Below are 18,187 nucleotides of genomic sequence, written 5' to 3'. Positions count from 1 at the left end.
TGCTTAATTCAATTTGATTATTTCTGCATTTTCTTTCATTTTCTTTTTGTAGATTTACGCGTCAAAATTGCGGATAATAAAAAATTTATGAAGCGAATAGGATTACTTTCTGATACTCATGGATGGCTTGACCCGGTTGTGGTAAAGCATCTTAAAGAATGCGATGAAATATGGCATGCCGGAGATATCGGAGGAATTGAAATTGCTGATAAATTAGCTGAAATTGCACCACTTAGAGCAGTTCATGGAAATATAGATGACCATAATGTTCGCTTGGTTTACCCAAAACACCAACGCTTCGTTTGCGAGGAGGTTGATGTCTGGATCACACACATTGGGGGTTATCCCAAAAATTACGATCGGAATGTAAAACCCGAAATTTTTGAAAATGCTCCGCAATTATTTATTTCAGGTCATTCGCATATTCTTAAGGTTATTTTCGATAAAGAATTGAATCTTTTGCATATAAATCCGGGAGCATCTGGAGTTCATGGTTTCCACAAAGTGCAAACTATAGTGAAATTCACAATTGAAGCAAAGGAAATTAAAGATCTTCAAGTTGTGGAATTTGGGAGTAAGGGCAAGTAAAAGCACTTAATTTACCGAAATTCAGAAATACCTGAAAAGTCTGTTTTATCAAGGGGGAATTTATTGGAAGGAAGGGATAATTATGCTCCTTTTTAAGCTGTCTGAAAGCTCATGAAGATTTTTAGTACATGCTTTTTAATGTACCAAGTTTTTGTTATATTTAGATATTTAAATTTAATTATACTTAGCAGATCAGTTTTTTACTGAAAGCCTTATAAACAGCTGTAAGTCAGAATGCAGGTATTTGACTAAGATGCACAATAAAATGCATAAAAAGATCGGGAAATCCGATAATAATTTATTTATTTTGTAGACTTTTTCGAATTCGAAATAAATACCAAGTGAAAATATATATAAATCAAAACTTCATCAAACTATGCTATTTGATTTTAAATTGATAAAATCTGTTTACGAACAAATGCCTGAAAGGGTGAAAAATGCCCGTAAAAACTTAGGCAAACCGCTTACCTTAAGCGAGAAAATTTTATACTCCCATTTATCTGTTGAGGAAAAAGGGAATAAGTTTACAAGAGGAGAAGATTACGTGAATTTTGCTCCGGATAGAGTTGCCATGCAGGATGCGACAGCGCAAATGGCACTTTTGCAATTTATGAATGCCGGGAAGACTAAAGTTGCTGTGCCATCAACGGTTCATTGCGACCATTTAATTCAAGCATCAATTGGTGCAGAGAAAGATTTGGCTGATGCAAAACAACAAAACAACGAAGTGTATGATTTCTTAGAGTCTGTTTCTCAGAAATATGGCATTGGTTTTTGGAAACCAGGTGCAGGTATCATTCATCAGGTGGTTCTTGAAAATTATGCATTCCCTGGAGGAATGATGATTGGAACCGATTCTCACACTGTAAATGCAGGAGGACTGGGAATGATTGCAATTGGTGTTGGTGGTGCCGATGCTGTTGATGTGATGGCGGGAATGCCCTGGGAATTGAAAATGCCTAAATTAATAGGAGTGAAGTTGACCGGAAAATTAAGTGGTTGGGTTTCTCCTAAAGATGTAATATTAAAAGTTGCCGGAATTCTTACCGTTAAAGGAGGAACAGGCGCTATTGTTGAATATTTTGGCGAAGGTGCTGATGCGATGTCTTGTACCGGCAAAGGAACCATCTGTAATATGGGTGCTGAAATTGGAGCAACTACCTCTATTTTTGGTTACGATCAAAACATGAGCAATTATCTTCGTCACACAGGACGTGAAGATGTTGCTGATTTAGCAGATGTGGTAATGGATCATCTTCGTTCGGATGAGGAAGTGTATGAGAATCCTGAAAAGTATTACGATCAGGTAATCGAAATCAACTTATCGGAAATGCAGCCATATATTAACGGTCCTTTTACTCCTGATTTGGCTCATAGTTTAAGTGAATTTGGAAAGGCTGTTAAAGAAAATAATTACCCTCAAAAATTGGAGGTTGGCCTAATTGGATCGTGTACCAATTCTTCTTACGAAGATCTTTCAAGAGCAGCATCTTTGGCAAAACAGGCTAAGGATAAAAACCTGAAAGTAAAAGCAGAATTTGTGGTGACTCCGGGTTCTGAATTGGTAAGATATACAACGGAACGGGATGGTATTTTAAAGGAGTTTGAAGAGATCGGCGGAGTAATTATGGCCAATGCCTGCGGACCTTGTATCGGACAGTGGAAACGTCATACAGAGGATCCAACCCGTAAAAATTCTATTATAACTTCATTCAATAGAAATTTTGCCAAACGAAATGACGGCAATCCAAATACTCATGGTTTTGTAGCGTCACCGGAATTGGTTACTGCCTTGGCTATCGCGGGAGATCTTTGTTTTAATCCGATGACCGATACTTTGATTAATGAAGATGGTGTTGAAGTGAGATTGGATGAACCAAAAGGTTTGGAGTTTCCACCGAACGGATTCGATATGAAGGATTCCGGTTATTTGGCTCCCGGCACTGATGGAAGTGCGATTGCCATTAATGTGAATGAGAGTTCGGAGCGCCTGCAGTTGCTTGCCCCATTTCAAGCCTGGGATGGTAAAGACTGGACTGGGTTGAATTTATTGATTAAGGCAAAAGGAAAATGTACAACCGATCATATTTCTATGGCAGGACCATGGTTAAGATACAGAGGACATTTGGATAATATCTCTAATAACATGTTGATTGGTGCCGTTAATTATTTCAATGGGGAAACCAATTCTATATTTAATCCGGTAAACGGCAAATATGAAGAAGTGCCTGTTACAGCAAGAGATTTAAAAGCCAGCGGATTGGGCTCTGTTGTGGTAGGAGATGAAAATTACGGAGAAGGCTCATCAAGAGAACATGCGGCAATGGAACCACGACATTTAGGTGTTAAAGTGGTAATCGTTCGTTCTTTCGCCAGAATTCATGAAACAAACCTAAAAAAACAAGGTGTTTTGGGGTTGACATTTGCAAACAAAGCTGATTACGATAAAATTCAGGAGAAGGATAAATTTGATGTTACCGGATTAACAAATTTCGCTCCTGGAAAACCATTGAAATTAATTGTTACGCATGAAGATGGGTCAAAAGACACAATTGTAGCGAACCATACCTATAACGATGTTCAAATTGAGTGGTTTAAAGCAGGAAGTGCTTTAAATTTAATCAGAATACAAAACGCAAAATAAACAATAAACATTTCCTAACGTGAAATCAGTCTCCCCGGTTGGTTTCCAAACATAAAGTTTAGACCATATGAAAAAAACACTAAAACAAACTTTGTTCAAAAAAATTAAGGAACATAGACCTAGAACAAAAAGATTATTGGAAGAATACGGGGATGTAGTTGTTGATCAGGTTACAATATCCCAGATAATTGGAGGAATGAGGGGACTGAAATCTTTGGTTACAGATATCTCTTATCTTGATCCGGATGAAGGGATACGTTACAGAGGATTTACATTGAATGAAGTAATTAAAGGCTTACCGAAACCTAAAGGGGGCGACATGCCCTACGTTGAGGGATTGTTTTATTTACTCCTTACCGGAGATTTCCCAAATCAGGAAGAGGTAATTCAGGTTGTTGATGAATTTAGCAAGCGTAGAATTGTACCTCGCTATGTTTACGAGGTAATTGATTCATTTCCATGCTGCAGTCATCCAATGGCCATTTTTTCAACGGCTATTCTTACATTAAACAGGGAATCTGTTTTTAACAGACAATACCATGCCGGATTAAATAAGAAGGAGTATTGGGATGCAACTTATGAAGATGCATTAAATTTGCTTGCTAAACTTCCCGAGATAGCTTCTTACATTTATAATAAATTGTATCGTCAGGGACCAAGAATTCAATCCAATCCTAATTTGGATATGGGTGCTAATTTTGCTCACATGATGGGCGTTGCAAAGCCTTATGACGATGTGTCCCGTTTGCATTTCATCATTCATAGTGATCATGAAAGTGGTAATGTGAGTGCGCATACAGGTCACTTGGTAGCCAGTTCATTATCAGATATTTATCTTTCTACGTCTGCAATGATTAATGGTTTGGCCGGCCCATTGCATGGTCTTGCCAATCAGGAAGTTTTAAGATGGCTGCAAGAGGTAATGGATAAAATGGACAATCGGATTCCTACTAAAGAAGAGATGACCCAGTTCGTATGGGATACATTAAACTCGGGTCAGGTGATTCCAGGTTTTGGTCATGCTGTATTGCGTAAGACTGATCCAAGATATATGCTTCAGCGCGAATTTAGTTTGAAGCATCTGCCTGAGGATCCTATTTTTAAATATGCGGATATGCTGTATCAAGTAGTGCCTGAGATTCTTAAAGAGCATGGAAAGGCGAAGAATCCATGGCCAAACGTTGATGCACAATCTGGTGTAATTCAGTGGCATTACGGAGTTACGGAATATGATTTTTATACCGTTCTGTTCGGGATTGGCCGTTCAATTGGTATTTGTGCTAATGTGATTTGGGATAGGGCATTAGGCTATCCTTTGGAAAGACCAAAATCAATCACAACTGATATGCTGGAGAAAATTGCGGGTATTAAGAAAATGGTGGAAGCTGAAGAGTAAAAACAATTTGTGATATAATAAGACTGAGCTGATTTCTGAAAGGAAATCAGCTTTTTTTACAGCAAAAAAAAACTGCATAAAAGTTGGTGAAGACTTTTATACAGTTTTGCGCAAAAACTAACAATATGGAAAACGTTCCAATGAATTCTAACTTAATTTTGAAAGAAAAGAGAATCACTTTAAATCCTGCTACACAATTCTAACCCTAACCTAAACCATGCAGGATTTAAAGTATCCTCGCAGCAGAAGCACATGCTGCTAATCCGTCTCATTTCACAATTTGGTCAGTAACCTTATTGTGATATCCCTTTCACCTTACAAATATGGATGTTTTTTAAGAGAGAAAAATCATTGGTTTTACCCAATGTGAAGGATGGAAATACTCAAAAAAAATGGGTGATTTACGCCATTTTAATTACCTGTATTACGTAATGGATTGATGGCGGGTAGAATAGGAAGAGAAAAGCCAATCGATATTCGATTGGCTTTACATGTTGATTATTTTTCAGAGGAAATAAGTAATCCCCGAATTTCGAGTTCTAATTTCTCCAGATCTTTACCAACCTGGTTTTTCATATTTTTAAATTTACCGGTTATATTATTCGATAAATTTTTATAGTAGTCAACCCCGTTTAAAAGGTTGTTTTTGTACTTTTCAAGAGATCTAAGTTGTTTCGTTACAGGATTATGAAGCTCATCAATTTGTTCTTTTAAATAGTCAATATACAGACTCATTTCTTTTATGAACATGTGAGGCCGGTCTGTTCTAACAATCAAATTTGTTCGATTGTAAATGTGATCAACCATTTCCTTTAATTTAGCCTTTTTCGAAAAATATGCCAGATTTGGCCCAGGGCAAATCGATACTCCATCACCATCTGCTTTTGTATCGATATGATTTACCAAAAAAGAAGATGCCGACAAACCTTTACACAAACATGTTTTTTCTAGAAGTAAACTAACTTCTTTTTCATATTCTTTTTCCGAAAGATTTTTCTCTTTTAAATCAGCCAGTTTTAACTTTTGGTATTGAACTGACGCGGTACAAATTGGTTTTTCAGTAAACTCAGTATTGGCTAACATGTATTTTTTTGTACATGCGCTTCCTGGCTTGTTTTCTGCAAATTTCTTAAGAACATCTCTGTCTCTGGTGTTTGCAACAAGGTTGTTGTAACGAACACCTAAAGGAGAAGCATGACTAAGCTTTAAATCCTTTTCCTGAGCTTCCTCAAGTAGGTGCAAGGTATTTTCATCAACGTCGCAGGCTTCAGGAACCAAAAGAAAAGGAGTTCCCCAGCCAATAGAATCAAGATTGTAATGGTTCATCAGAAACTCTTGTTCTTCAGCTGTACCAACTCCACCTTGAGCGGTGATTCTTATGTCTAAATTTGATTTTGGGCAGACTCTTTCTTTTCCCTTTAGAGCTTGAAATAAAATCTCGCTAAGAGTTACTCTTAGTTCCTCTCTGTTATTCTTGAATTCTTCAAGAATCGGACCCATTAAAAAGCCTTCGGTTGCAAAAGCATGACCGCCACAATTCAAACCGGATTCAATTCGGAACTCCGAAATCCAGATTCCTTTTTTTGCAAGGAATTTACCTTGTATTAAGGCAGAGCGGTAGTCACTGACTTTCAGAACAATTTTCTTCTTTATATAGCCGTTTTCATCCGGATAAAAGTCTTCAAATTGCTCTAAATAACCATATAAGCGTGGGTTCATTCCGGCAGATAAAACCATGGAGCTCTCCAGGTTACTCATGGCAAATCCACGAAGAGCTGCATGTGCATCGTTATATTCTGCAGGTAATTGCTCACCTTCATAAAAGTTGTCTTTGTCTAGCTTGGTCATGATGTTTACATCAATAGAACCAAGCGGAAGGTTTTTCACCAACCATTCTTTCGCTTCCTTTACGTAAGAATTGCCTTCAAATTTTTCTTTAAATTCTTTTTTTACTTCTGAAAAATCAGGAAGTAAATCAAGATATTCCTCTAGATTTTCTTTCTTTTCTTGTACGGATGCTTTTAGATTCTCAAATTTATCTTTTACGATCTTATCTATTAAATTGAGGTAAGAGGTGATTCTTTCTGCACGAAAATCTTTAGTTTTCTCCGAAATTGGTAAAAATGGCAAGCTGAGTTTATTGCAATACAATTCTCTCATTTTCTCAAGTAGAATATCATCAACAATTGAAACAACAGATGAAATTCCTAAATGAGCCACTTTTACAGGAGTGTCCACCGTATATCCGGTTCCCATAACTGGGATATGGAAACTATGTCCTAAAATTTTACTCATGTAATTGGATATTGATTTTATGATTTTTTTGGCAAATTTCACAAGCTAAATCAATAGCATTCAGCTATAAAATTGCCTTGCGCAAGTTAGCCTATTTGTCAATGATATCAAAGCTATTTTGGGTATTTATATTTCTTATTCAGGAAAAACGCATAAAACATGAATAAGATAGAAAAGCTTGATAGATAAAGGGTAAACAGCATTTAAAACAGCAGATATTGATCTTTCGAGGGTGTAAGATCAATGTTTTCTATTTCCAGCAGTTTAGCCTTATTGGATAGTCCACCGGCATAACCGGTAAGTTTTCCGTTTTTTCCGATAACCCGATGACAAGGAATTATTATAGGAATTGGGTTTTTAGAATTAGCCATTCCGATTGCTCTGCACGCAGAAGATTTATTTATAGCTAAGGCAATATCCAGATAAGAACATGTTTTCCCATATGGAATTTTCAGAAGTTGATTCCATATTTGTTTTTGAAAAGCGGTTCCGTCAGGTGAGAGTTTCACATCAAATGTGGTTCGCTCATTGGCAAAGTAGGAAATTAATTGATCGGCAACCGTTTTTAATTTATTGGAATCTTTAATCCAATTTGGTTTTATTCCATTTGATTGATTCCCTTCATCAAACTGAATCTGTTTTAAACCACTGTCATCTGCTACAAGCAACAAATTACCCACGGGAGAAGGAAGAATATCGTAGTAGACCATATCAGTTAATTTAGAAAATAATGATGTGTGAGTTCTTGTCAATGTACTAAATATTATAAAGAATAACACGGAATGTTGCTTTCTGTGCCGTAAAAAATAATTAATCTGATAGCAATCCATTTATTACCACCGAAGAACAGAAGCACCCGAATAGAGGAGGCATATATGAAATAGTACCAACATTTGATTTTTTATTTTTGCTTTCAGCGAGTATAACTGCATTTTTAGATACATCTTCCGGAGAAAAAACGACCTGTACGCCTTCGTGCACTCCTAATTGGTGAAGTTTTTTACGAAGCATTCTAGCCAATTTGCAGTTATATGATTTTGAGATATCAGTAATCTGAATTTTCGTTGGATCCATTTTACCTCCTGCACCCATTGCACTCACAATTTTCAGATTGTTTTGTAAGCTATGGTAGATGAGAAAGATTTTTGGAGCTAAGGTATCTATTGCATCTAAAACATAGTCGTACTTTTTTTCTCGTAAAACTTCAATTATTCTCTCGTCGCGAAGGTATTCGTTAAGGATGTTGAGCTTTAAATTAGGATTGATGTCCAAAAGACGTTCGCCCATTACTTTTGCCTTATCTTTTCCCAGATTGCTGATACTTGCCGGAAGTTGACGATTAATATTTGTAATTTCAATATCATCTCCGTCAACAATGGTCATTTCTCCAACTCCGGCACGACATATTTGTTCAGCCGCGTAAGCTCCAACACCACCCAGTCCAACAACAAGAACATGTGCATTTTTTAACTTGTCCAATTTATCATTCCCCAGAAGCAGTTCTGTTCTGCTTAGCCATTCTGTATTCATCATTTATTAAAACAGGTCGTAAAATTTGATAGTAATTCTTTTTGTAGATCCTCTATTTTAAGATCTTTTATAGTAGCTGCCTTTTTGTATATTTCTTCAATATCTGTATCACTGTCATCCGTTTCGAGAAATATTTTTTTTACAGGAAGTGTTTTGAAAATGTGTTGTAAATTCTTATTAATCAGTAAAGCCTTTCCAAATGAAATGTAACATCCCAATTCTATTAAATCTTCGGCAATTTGCAAGTTCTTAACAAATCCATGAATAATCCATGGCAGCTTAGTATTTGTTTTTTTACGAATGCTGATTATTTCTGAATAACATTTTACGCAATGGATAATTACAGGCTTATTAAACTGATCGGCTATCTGCAATTGTTTCAAAAATATTTCTTTCTGAATGGAAAGAGGAGTTTCGATGATTCGATCAAGCCCTATTTCTCCAATGGCTAAAACTGACGGGTATGAAGCCAGATTTTCTATGTTATTCAATGTCGAAGGAATGTTTATGGACTTAATTGCCCATGGATGAATTCCTACAGAATAAGATACCGTTTGGCTGTCTAACAGTTGTTCTTCCGACTGAATTGGTAGGATAGAACGAACATTGGACTGATAACTACAGTTATGCGTATGTATATTGATATAGGATACCACGGATGAAGCTATTTTTTGGCAAAAATACAAATATTGCTGATTGATCCAAATTTCCTGCTTTATGCAGTGAGTCTTGATTGTATAACGTTTTAATAACTTGAGCTTTGAGAAAATGGAAGCATGAATTTGTTTAATTTAGAATAAAAAAATTAGCGTAAGCCTTGCAAAAGCAGAGATTCTTCCTTAGCTTGCAAGTAATAAGAGAACGTTCTTTGTATATAAGATAATAGCATACCGCATTAATTAGCGATTGTTAAACTCAACATTTATAAGATACCGAGAAAGCTACAAGCTTGCTAAAGCAGGCCCCAACCTTCGGGTTGTTTCGGCACAGGGGAAACTTGATCAGGCTGGCACTCAAATCCTGTCATTTAGGAGTTTAAAATCCTATTAATTAGTGCGGTTTTTTTATGCTTTTTTTTTATGTTCTAATTGTGCAAATCCATACATAATCAAGTTGATACAACTCAATAGTCTTTGACGGACGTGTTTTATATTCTTGAAATTTTTTCTCGTTTTATGAGGTATTTGGTACCTCCTGCATAAAAGTTTAATTCAATAACATTCCAGCAAATTAGTTTCACTAATATCCGTTCTGCCTTGTAGCGACTAATTTTTGCAATTCTGCAATATTGATTGAGACTAATCTCTTGATTACGATTAAGGTATTCCATTAAAACGGCTTCTGTTTCGGTGTATTTTAAATAGGTGCCGATTGGTTTTGACTTTCGTTTCCAAACTTCAAGAAGAACTTTGTTTGCCAGAATATTTTCATCGTCTTTTCGTAGGTACGCCAACCATTTTCCTTTTTCATTTTCGGCATAATGAGGCATTTTTTTGGAAGGTGGTACAGTGATTTCCAAAACATTTTTTCCGCTTATTTGCCAGACTTTGCTCTCGAAAGCAATTTTAGGACGACTGTACATATCAGCCGCAGCTTTTATCATGTGGAATTCTTCTTCTACTTTTGCTCCGGCAATTTTCCCATTGTCTTTTACACCAATAAGTAATTTCCCACCATCGGTATTGGCAAAAGCAGATAATGATCTGGCAATTTTTCGGGAATCAGTAATACAGAATTTAAAATCCTGTTGCTGATGTTCTCCCTCACGAATTAATTTTTCTATATAGTGAACCATAGCTTAAATTCTTAAATAGGGTTCAAATCTGGGTTAATTCTATTCAAAAATGATTTTCATTTCGCATTGCTGGCACTGAAATTCAAGTTTGTAACGATTTTTATTATCAACAAGATACAATGGTTGATTTGTTTTTTGTCCGGTACTAACCTCCTTATTGCACATACCAAATTCATGACGCAAACAATGCTTTGTGGTCATGATTGTTTTCCCTTTGAAATTGGATTGTAGTTCAAAACCTTTTTCGATTTTTTCGACCCCACACTTGTGATAAAACTCTTCGGCCTTACAATTGACTACATTACCCATATAATTCAGGTTTTTTGTATGATATTGGGGATGCGAGATTAGCGCTTTCGTTTTGGGCTGTTGAAATGCATTAAGCCGATTTTCAGTTAAAGAATCAAGAACCTGTCGGCGCAGCTCATTCAGCACTTTGGCCTGAACAAAGGGTGCTTCAGTAAAGTTGGTTTCAATGGAATTGATCGAGTAGATTGAATCTCCCGATTTTGATAATTGATTTTTAAGATTTGTAATTGCCATTTCAGCATTATGGGCCAATTCAAACTCTTCCTTAATTTGAACAGAAGCACTAATGCCGTCTTCATCTGCAGCAAATAAGGTCAGAATATTTTCTTTAAATTCCAGAAAAAGATCCGCTGAAATTCTTCTGATAGAGTTGTCTCTTTTAAGCGTTTTGGCAAATTCGTGATCGTTATTACGATACAAAACAGCACCTTTAACCAGCATGTTCATTTCATTTGGGAAAACCTGTTTTCCTTTTACTCCATTCACCAGAATTCCTTTTAACAGCTTATTGTGATTAAAAAAGCAAAGACCATCACCATTGTGAATTTCAAATTTGGTATCAATTATAAAATGATCTTTTCGGATGTCAACAATCTTACCAATTTCTTTTCCTAATGATTTTGGCGTGTGGAAATTTGCGATTTCGGGAATTCTACCTGTAAAAAAGTAGTTTGTAAATCCCCGGTTAAAGGTTCTCTCTAAATCCGGTTCAAAGTTTGGTTTGACTGTCCCTGACGATGCTTTTTTGAATTCGTTTTTCTTTGCAAAAACATCATCTAATTCTTTTCTGTAATAGTTTGTAACATTCTTTAGATAGGAGCTGTCTTTTAAACGCCCCTCAATTTTCAGAGAGCAAATGCCGCTTTCAACCAATTCTTTCATATGGCCGGAGAGATTCAGATCTTTTAGAGAGAGCAGGTGTTTGTCTTTCGCAATTACTTTTCCTTCTCCGTCAACCAAATCGTATTTCATCCGGCAAGCCTGACTGCATTCTCCGCGATTTGCCGATCGGCCACCAACAGCATGAGAGAAATAGCACTGCCCACTAAGTGAAACACATAAGGCGCCGTGAATAAAATATTCAAGCTCTGCCGTGGTATTTTTTCTTATTTCTTTAATCTGATCCAGAGAAAGCTCCCGGGCAAGAATAATTCTTTTAAATCCTACTTGTTCTAAAAATTTAATCCGATCGATATCGTAATTATGAGTTTGTGTACTGGCATGAAGTTCGATAGGAGGAAGATTCATTTCCAGAACTCCCATATCCTGAACAATCAGAGCATCAGCCCCAAGTTTATAAAGTTGATGAATCAGCTCTTCAGCTTCTTTTAATTCATGGTCATATAGAATCGTATTCATCGTGATGAATACTTTCGCCCAGTATTTATGAGCATATTTAATCAACTTCCCAATATCTTCGAGAGTATTTCCTGCGGCTGATCGGGCACCAAATTTAGGTGCACCAATATATATAGCATCAGCTCCGTAATTAATGGCAGCCATTCCTGTTTCCAGATTTTTGGCTGGAGCTAATAGTTCTATTTGTTTCATGTGTCTGAAATTGTTTAAAGATGTCAGAAGGAATTTATCTTGATTAAACAATCATGCTCATGTATGAGTTAATAATTATTAAATCACAGACGTTTCATTCTTTTCAAATTTTTAGCGAAGATACAAACCAATCTTGAGATCAATAGAAATTCAACTTGATTGTTTTCTTGCACAATAATAAATAGCAACTATAAATTCATTTATACTTATCTCTAATATTTCTTTTTTTAGAAATCAGAATCTTATTTATATCTTGATTAAATAAAAATAACGAAAAAGAAGATGAATAAAAATACATTATTGACTCCTTTTGCGATTGGTAAAATCGAATTGGAAAATAGAATGGTAATGGCTCCAATGACCAGAAACAGAGCCGGAGAAGGAAATGTTCCGACAAAATTGATGGCAGAGTATTACAAACAAAGAGCAGGAGCAGGTTTAATCATATCAGAGGCGAGTCAAATATCACCTCAGGGAATGGGTTATCCGGCAACGCCTGGAATTTATAGTAAAGAACAGGTTGATGGTTGGAAACAAATTATAAAAGCTGTTCACGATAAATGCGGGAAGATATTTATTCAACTATGGCATGTTGGGCGGATTTCACATCCCGATTTTCACAATGGAGAATTGCCGGTATCACCTTCTGCTATTCGTCCTGCAGGACAAGCATTTACTTATGAAGGATTAAAAGATTTTGTGACTCCGAGAGCTTTGGAAACAGAGGAGATTGCAAGCATTGTGGAAGATTATAAAAAAGCAGCGAAAAATGCGAAGGATGCAGGTTTTGACGGCGTTGAAATTCATGCAGCAAATGGTTACTTAATCGATCAGTTTTTAGAAGATAAAACAAATCACCGAACCGATAAATATGGTGGAACAGTAGAGAATCGAGCTCGTTTTTTGTTTGAAGTTTTAGACGCAACACTGCAGGTTTGGGATTCTTCATCGGTAGGTATTCGTCTTTCGCCCAGTGGTTTGTTTAATGATATGGGAGATTCGGATCCAACATCAATTTTTAATTATGTGATTGATAAATTGAATGCATATGATCTTTCTTATTTGCATTTGATTGAATCATTGATGCCTCTTGATGATCATCCGCAATTGATTAAAGATGTAGCCGGTTATTACGGGAAACAGTACAGGGGCGTTCGAATGGTGAATGGAGGATTTACAAAAGATACAGGTCATGAAGCTATTGCTTCGAAAAAAGCAGAATTGGTTTCTTTCGGAGTACCCTATTTGGCTAATCCCGATTTGGAAAAACGATTTGAACAAGGAGCTGAATTGAATGCAGCTAATAAAGAAACTTTTTACGGGGGTAACGAAGTTGGATATACCGACTATCCGGCTCTTTCATAGATTTTAAAATTAAGAACTCCGAATGAGATTCGGAGTTCTTTAGATTTGATTCAAGGCTTTTTCGAAAATGCTGATTAATTCTTCGATTGACTCAGTGCCGACTGATATCCGAACCAATTCCCAGTTGATTCCCTTTTCGGCAAGTAGTTTTCGTCCTTCTTTGGTCTTAATCAAATCGTAATGAGCCAAATAAAAATAAGGCATTACCAATGTGAATTCTGTGCCAAGACTTGGACCTTTGGGAAGTTCAAGAGCATTATAAAATTTTTCAATGGAGCCATTAAATTCAATAGAAATTAATCCGGCATAGTTGTTTTCCTCTTTCTCAATTTTCGAATAGTTTGCTGTGTTTTTTTTATTGTGCGACCAATTAACGGTTTTTACTGCAGGATGGGATTCGAAAAAAAGAGCCAATTCGAATGCATTTTTTCGAATGGATTTAACTCTCGATTCCATACCTGAAATTTGAAATGCAATTCTTTCCAAATCTCTTCTGTATAATTCTTGTTGGTAGGGTTTTAAATCAACCAAATTGTTCTTTGTCCAGTTCGAATTAGGATTTGGAACAATACAACCAGCCATAACATCAGCCATTCCAGATGCAAATTTTGTGAGGCTTTCCACCGCAAAATCACAATAAGGCAGATAATTCATATTCACGCATGTTCCAATGGTTCCATCCACAATTAATGGGATATCGAGCTTGCTTAAATGCGAATATAGAAAAGGCAAATTAGGAGTATGAAGAAAAGGATTGGTTGGAATTTCGGTAAATACTGCGGCAATTTTCTCTTTGTTAGCTTCAATTACCAATAGTAATTCTTTCTCGTCATAAACAGAGATTACCTCAAAATAAGATTCACTGTACTTTCTCAAAATATCTATGGTATCGGTGTATAACCAACCATATTGAATAAAAACAGTGGCTTTTTTTAGCTTTGGAATTTGATTAATGCCCTCAAAAAGAGAATATATCGCATTCATTCCACTCGAAAATAGTTCAATATTTTGATTCTTATCTAGCAGGAACTGTTTTTGGAGTTCTTGTTTAACGTGCTGTTCCGGATTAGTAGAAAGCATTTCCTCTTGATGGGGATTGTTTATGAGTTTTAGCTTGAGTAAGAAATCCTCTAATTGTCTCGAAAAAACTTTGTGTCCGGTATGCTGAATAAAGTCGCATGCTTTTTTGAGAGCAGGATTTTGCGAATCAACAGAAATGGTGAAGATTCCGTTTAATTCATATTCTCTGAAATTAAGTTCAAAAAAACTACTTACAAGTTGACAGGAGGATTTTGATGGAAACAGGAAGAGATGTTTCTCTTCGCTAATTGAAAAATGAGCCTTAAAATATTCAATAACCTTTGTTTCGTAAGGATGACAGAAAAAGCGGGGATAGCCTGTTTCCATGCAATTCCGCCAGTTATTCTTATTTTCTTCATAGGAATATACATCCTGAATAGTTGGAAGACTAACAGAAATAGCGTGAACATTGTGCAGTGGAATCGATTTTCCGCAAGTTATGTTTCGGTATGGGGTTTTAACCATGCATTTTTCCATTAAATTATTTAAGTGCGTTTTCTAAATCTTCAAGCAGATCATCGATGTGTTCCAGTCCGATGGACAATCGAACTGTGGATGGGAAGATTCCAATCGCTTGCAGATCCTCTTTAGAAAAGGACGCGTGACTAATTTTAGCGGGAATTTCAATTCGTGAATCAGCAGTTCCGAATGAGGCTTTTTCTCCAAACCAGCGAGTGGCTGCTACCAATTTTTCAGCCGTTTCAACATTCTGCATGTGAACAGTGAGTACGCCGGGGAAAATTTTCATTTGAGATTTTGCCAACTCATGTTGCGGATGATTTTTGGAACCTGGATACACCAGCTTATTCACTTTTGGGTGTTTCTCCAAATATTCAGCAACCTGAATTGCACTTTGTTCATGATGCTTGAGTCGTAAGGGGAGAGTAGGTATTCCCAGTGAAATTAAAAATACATCAAAGGGATTTTGGGAACGACCTTCGGCATTGGCAAAATAGGCAACCTTTTCGCCATCTTCCTCCCATTTAGAGACCAATGCACCAGCCACAGTACTTCCATGTCCTGAAATGTACTTTGTAGCGCTGAAAACAGAAAAATCAGCTCCCAAATCAAGCGGTTTCTGAGATGCAAATGTAGCGAGACTGTTATCAACGGCAAATTTGCTTCCATTGTTTTTGGCAAGCATTGCCAATTCTCTTAAATCAATAATTTTCATTCCCGGATTGGTGGGAGATTCACAAAGAACTAAATCAAAGTTGTCGGTTTCCAATAAGTTTTGAATTTCCAAAAGATCAGTAAAATCAGCAAAGAAAACTTCTACATTGTATTTGTCTTTATACACTTGTAAAAGTCGGTAAGTGCCGCCATAACAATCTTTTTCAACCAAAATTTTACTGTTTGCTTTTAATACAGTTTCGAAAAGCAAGGCAATTGCTCCAATCCCGGTATGAGTACACGAACAAGATGCACCATTTTCAGCCTTGGCAAAAACCGTTTCCAAAGCATCTCTGGTTGGATTATCGGAGCGGGTATAATCGTATATTTTAGATCCCGATTGTTTTTTCAGATCAAAGGTAGCTGTTTGATAAATGGGCAGGTGCGACGCTCCATATGGATCGTATACGCCACCTTCCTCAGCCAAATGAGCAAGTAAAGTTTCAATATGCATTCTCGAAAAATTGATTAAATAATTATCAGCTTTTTATTCAAATTAACTTGCTCGTTTTTACTGTGGTTGCAGCAGAAAATTTAAAAGCTTATTACAAATTTAACTTTTCGGATGAAGAATTGCTTCTGAAAAGCAAAAAAAGATGTGTTTGTCTTTAATTTTGATTGGAGATAAAAAAAAGAGCCTTTGGGCTCTTCTGTTTTATTCTGTGATTTCTATCGAATATGCAGCACTAAATGTTTGACCCGAATCAAGAGATTGAATGATTTCTTTTTCAGAAAATTTCCGGCTCAAATCATAGCTGTCAGCGATTCCAATCCAAGGTTCAATGCAAACATAGGGTGCATTTGGTTTGGCCCAAAGTCCAAGATATGGGAAATCATCAAGGCTGACTTTTAAGGAGAAATTTGAATTCTTACTCCTTAATTTCACAAAGGAGGATTTTAGATTTTTAAAAATCAGAGCATCCTTTGCGAAAAGATCTGGTGCAAGTTCAATTCGATCATTTTCATCTAAAATCAATTTTCCTTTCTGGCCAATAAGTCCATTGTCGACAATCATCCAGGTGTGTGCAGTTTCTTTTTGCTCAAATTCCAGATAATAATCGGAGTACTTTTCACCTTCCTTTAACGGACATGCAAAAGCGGGATGTCCTCCCAGACAGAAAAGCATATCCTTCGAGCCTGTGTTTACAACATCATGTTTTACATGTAATTTCTTACCATCCAATATATAATGAATGTAGAATTCAAACTTGAAAGGATAAAGTTTGCGCGTGTTTTCATTTGATTTTAATACAAAACAAAGCTCATTCTCTGATTTGCTGTGCAATTGAATATCTTTATTGTTGCGAATAAATCCATGTTTGGGCATTGCATATTCTTTGCCTTCATGAATAAATCCATCATCTTTTAAACAGCCAATTACCGGGAATAGGTTGGGAGCATGGCTTCCCCAAATTTCAGGATCGGCTTGCCACATAAATTCCTGATTGGTAAGTCTCGATTTAATACTGCAAAGTTCAGCGCCTTTTTCAAGAACCTCAATTTGGAAGAATTCGTTTTGTATGCTGTATTTCATATTGCTGTTTAATAAGCTTGTTGTATGAATAAAAAGGATTTCGAAGCCGAAATCCTTTTACGTTATTGAGTTAATTATATCATTTCAATGTCTTCTTTTTTCAGCCAACCTTCATTGCCATCGCTAAGAAGAATGTTTCGCCAATCCTGCAGTTCACCAATCACTTTAACTTTTGTGCCTTCGTGCAGTAAGAACAATTCAGTACCGCTTTTATCCGGAGAACCTTTAATAGTAACACTAGGGCTAACAATAATTGCATGCTCGCGAATATTGATTTCATCTGTTTTTTTTGATGCAAAAGAATAAGTCATGATTGAAATACCAAAGGCAAAAAAAGCGAAGAAAAAACCCAACTTTTTTAGTCCCGATTTGTTGCTGTACAGATAAAAACAGGCAAAAGTAAGCGTTAATAAGAAAAATAGAATTGAAAAGTAAGACCAGATATCAGCCGAAAAACTATTTCGAATTCCAGAAAACCATCTTTTTATAAATATTTCGGGCAAAACATCAAACTTATCCAAAACATGTTTACGGGCTAAGTCTAAATTGTACTGAATATCTTTGTCGTTAGGAGAGAATAGTAAAGCCCGTTCATAGTTTAAAATGGAAGAAGAGATTTCTCCTGTTTTGTAGTAAGCATTTCCCAGATTAAAATAAATTTCCGGTGCTTCTAAATGAGTATCTAAAACAAATTCGTAAGCTTGAATTGCTTTCTCGTATTCTCCGTTTTTATACATCTCATTGGCCTCAGCAATTGGGTTAACTTGAGCCCATGTTTGAGTGCTGATAAATATGGCGAGTATAAATTGTAATGCTTTTTTCATCTGTTTATAATTTTTATGCAATTGTCAGATGGAACTTACCTTGATTAAATAATCATGCTCATGTATGAGTTAATAATTATTTAATCATGTACGTTTCATGTTT

Annotated in this window: 14 protein-coding genes; 4 read left to right on the top strand and 10 right to left on the bottom strand. The window is 36.2% G+C overall.

What is annotated here, in order from left to right:
* Positions 1–87 precede the first annotated feature (87 nt).
* The 3 genes from ACY0M5_RS16575 (at position 88) to ACY0M5_RS16565 (ending at position 4,628) form a co-directional block, all read left to right on the top strand.
* Positions 88–588: a metallophosphoesterase family protein gene (locus ACY0M5_RS16575; protein WP_461629903.1), complete on the top strand. Its 501-nt coding sequence runs from the start codon at positions 88–90 to the stop codon at positions 586–588.
* Between the two features lie 376 nt (positions 589–964).
* Positions 965–3,232, top strand: a complete 2,268-nt coding sequence (locus ACY0M5_RS16570; RefSeq protein ID WP_461629902.1) for an aconitate hydratase — start codon at positions 965–967, stop codon at positions 3,230–3,232.
* A gap of 67 nt (positions 3,233–3,299) precedes the next feature.
* Positions 3,300–4,628, top strand: a complete 1,329-nt coding sequence (locus ACY0M5_RS16565) for a citrate (Si)-synthase (protein ID WP_156197316.1) — start codon at positions 3,300–3,302, stop codon at positions 4,626–4,628.
* A gap of 498 nt (positions 4,629–5,126) precedes the next feature.
* Here ACY0M5_RS16565 and ACY0M5_RS16560 read toward each other — a convergent pair whose 3' ends face one another.
* The 6 genes from ACY0M5_RS16560 to ACY0M5_RS16535 form a co-directional block, all read right to left on the bottom strand.
* Positions 5,127–6,923: a hypothetical protein gene (locus ACY0M5_RS16560; RefSeq protein ID WP_461629901.1), complete on the bottom strand. Its 1,797-nt coding sequence runs from the start codon at positions 6,921–6,923 to the stop codon at positions 5,127–5,129.
* 203 nt (positions 6,924–7,126) lie between these two features.
* The gene (locus ACY0M5_RS16555) at positions 7,127–7,633 is read right to left on the bottom strand and encodes a methylated-DNA--[protein]-cysteine S-methyltransferase (RefSeq protein ID WP_461629900.1); all 507 of its coding nucleotides are present in this window, start codon (positions 7,631–7,633) and stop codon (positions 7,127–7,129) included.
* A 100-nt stretch (positions 7,634–7,733) separates the two neighbouring features.
* Positions 7,734–8,456, bottom strand: coding sequence for a tRNA threonylcarbamoyladenosine dehydratase (locus ACY0M5_RS16550; RefSeq protein WP_197092871.1), 723 nt, complete (start codon positions 8,454–8,456; stop codon positions 7,734–7,736).
* On the bottom strand, positions 8,453–9,109 hold the full coding sequence (locus ACY0M5_RS16545) for a TatD family hydrolase (RefSeq protein ID WP_321317323.1): 657 nt from the start codon (positions 9,107–9,109) through the stop codon (positions 8,453–8,455). The genes ACY0M5_RS16550 and ACY0M5_RS16545 overlap by 4 nt, the downstream gene beginning before the upstream one ends.
* A 491-nt stretch (positions 9,110–9,600) precedes the next feature.
* Positions 9,601–10,248 carry an AlbA family DNA-binding domain-containing protein gene (locus ACY0M5_RS16540; protein WP_461629899.1) on the bottom strand — a complete coding sequence of 216 codons (648 nt, stop codon included), beginning with the start codon at positions 10,246–10,248 and terminating at the stop codon, positions 9,601–9,603.
* Positions 10,249–10,287: 39 nt separating this feature from the next.
* Positions 10,288–12,108, bottom strand: a complete 1,821-nt coding sequence (locus ACY0M5_RS16535) for a peptidase U32 family protein (RefSeq protein WP_461629898.1) — start codon at positions 12,106–12,108, stop codon at positions 10,288–10,290.
* 282 nt (positions 12,109–12,390) lie between these two features.
* Between ACY0M5_RS16535 and ACY0M5_RS16530 the strand changes: the two genes are divergently transcribed.
* The gene (locus ACY0M5_RS16530) at positions 12,391–13,473 is read left to right on the top strand and encodes an alkene reductase (RefSeq protein ID WP_461629897.1); all 1,083 of its coding nucleotides are present in this window, start codon (positions 12,391–12,393) and stop codon (positions 13,471–13,473) included.
* Between the two features lie 39 nt (positions 13,474–13,512).
* Here ACY0M5_RS16530 and ACY0M5_RS16525 read toward each other — a convergent pair whose 3' ends face one another.
* The 4 genes from ACY0M5_RS16525 to ACY0M5_RS16510 form a co-directional block, all read right to left on the bottom strand.
* Positions 13,513–15,018, bottom strand: coding sequence for a PLP-dependent transferase (locus ACY0M5_RS16525; protein ID WP_461629896.1), 1,506 nt, complete (start codon positions 15,016–15,018; stop codon positions 13,513–13,515).
* Positions 15,019–15,034: 16 nt separating this feature from the next.
* Entirely contained in the window at positions 15,035–16,180 is a 1,146-nt protein-coding gene (locus ACY0M5_RS16520; protein ID WP_156196490.1) for a trans-sulfuration enzyme family protein, read from the bottom strand.
* Between the two features lie 201 nt (positions 16,181–16,381).
* Entirely contained in the window at positions 16,382–17,260 is an 879-nt protein-coding gene (locus ACY0M5_RS16515) for an aldose 1-epimerase family protein (RefSeq protein WP_461629895.1), read from the bottom strand.
* Between the two features lie 74 nt (positions 17,261–17,334).
* Positions 17,335–18,084 (bottom strand): tetratricopeptide repeat protein, encoded by a 750-nt coding sequence (locus tag ACY0M5_RS16510; RefSeq protein ID WP_461629894.1) that lies wholly within the window; start codon positions 18,082–18,084, stop codon positions 17,335–17,337.
* Positions 18,085–18,187: the final 103 nt, after the last annotated feature.

Origin of the sequence: Labilibaculum euxinicum, assembly GCF_963678175.1 — a bacterium.
GTDB lineage: Bacteria > Bacteroidota > Bacteroidia > Bacteroidales > Marinifilaceae > Labilibaculum > Labilibaculum euxinus.
The sequence above is the reverse complement of the archived record's forward strand: the minus strand, read 5'-3'. Positions and strand labels throughout refer to the sequence as shown.

Coding starts and splice junctions, on each gene's coding strand:
- ACY0M5_RS16575 (WP_461629903.1), top strand. CDS start 88: ATGAAGCGAATAGGATTACTTTCTGATACTCATGGATGGCTTGACCCG.
- ACY0M5_RS16570 (WP_461629902.1), top strand. CDS start 965: ATGCTATTTGATTTTAAATTGATAAAATCTGTTTACGAACAAATGCCT.
- ACY0M5_RS16565 (WP_156197316.1), top strand. CDS start 3,300: ATGAAAAAAACACTAAAACAAACTTTGTTCAAAAAAATTAAGGAACAT.
- ACY0M5_RS16560 (WP_461629901.1), bottom strand. CDS start 6,923: ATGAGTAAAATTTTAGGACATAGTTTCCATATCCCAGTTATGGGAACC.
- ACY0M5_RS16555 (WP_461629900.1), bottom strand. CDS start 7,633: ATGGTCTACTACGATATTCTTCCTTCTCCCGTGGGTAATTTGTTGCTT.
- ACY0M5_RS16550 (WP_197092871.1), bottom strand. CDS start 8,456: ATGATGAATACAGAATGGCTAAGCAGAACAGAACTGCTTCTGGGGAAT.
- ACY0M5_RS16540 (WP_461629899.1), bottom strand. CDS start 10,248: ATGGTTCACTATATAGAAAAATTAATTCGTGAGGGAGAACATCAGCAA.
- ACY0M5_RS16535 (WP_461629898.1), bottom strand. CDS start 12,108: ATGAAACAAATAGAACTATTAGCTCCAGCCAAAAATCTGGAAACAGGA.
- ACY0M5_RS16530 (WP_461629897.1), top strand. CDS start 12,391: ATGAATAAAAATACATTATTGACTCCTTTTGCGATTGGTAAAATCGAA.
- ACY0M5_RS16525 (WP_461629896.1), bottom strand. CDS start 15,018: ATGGTTAAAACCCCATACCGAAACATAACTTGCGGAAAATCGATTCCA.
- ACY0M5_RS16520 (WP_156196490.1), bottom strand. CDS start 16,180: ATGCATATTGAAACTTTACTTGCTCATTTGGCTGAGGAAGGTGGCGTA.
- ACY0M5_RS16515 (WP_461629895.1), bottom strand. CDS start 17,260: ATGAAATACAGCATACAAAACGAATTCTTCCAAATTGAGGTTCTTGAA.
- ACY0M5_RS16510 (WP_461629894.1), bottom strand. CDS start 18,084: ATGAAAAAAGCATTACAATTTATACTCGCCATATTTATCAGCACTCAA.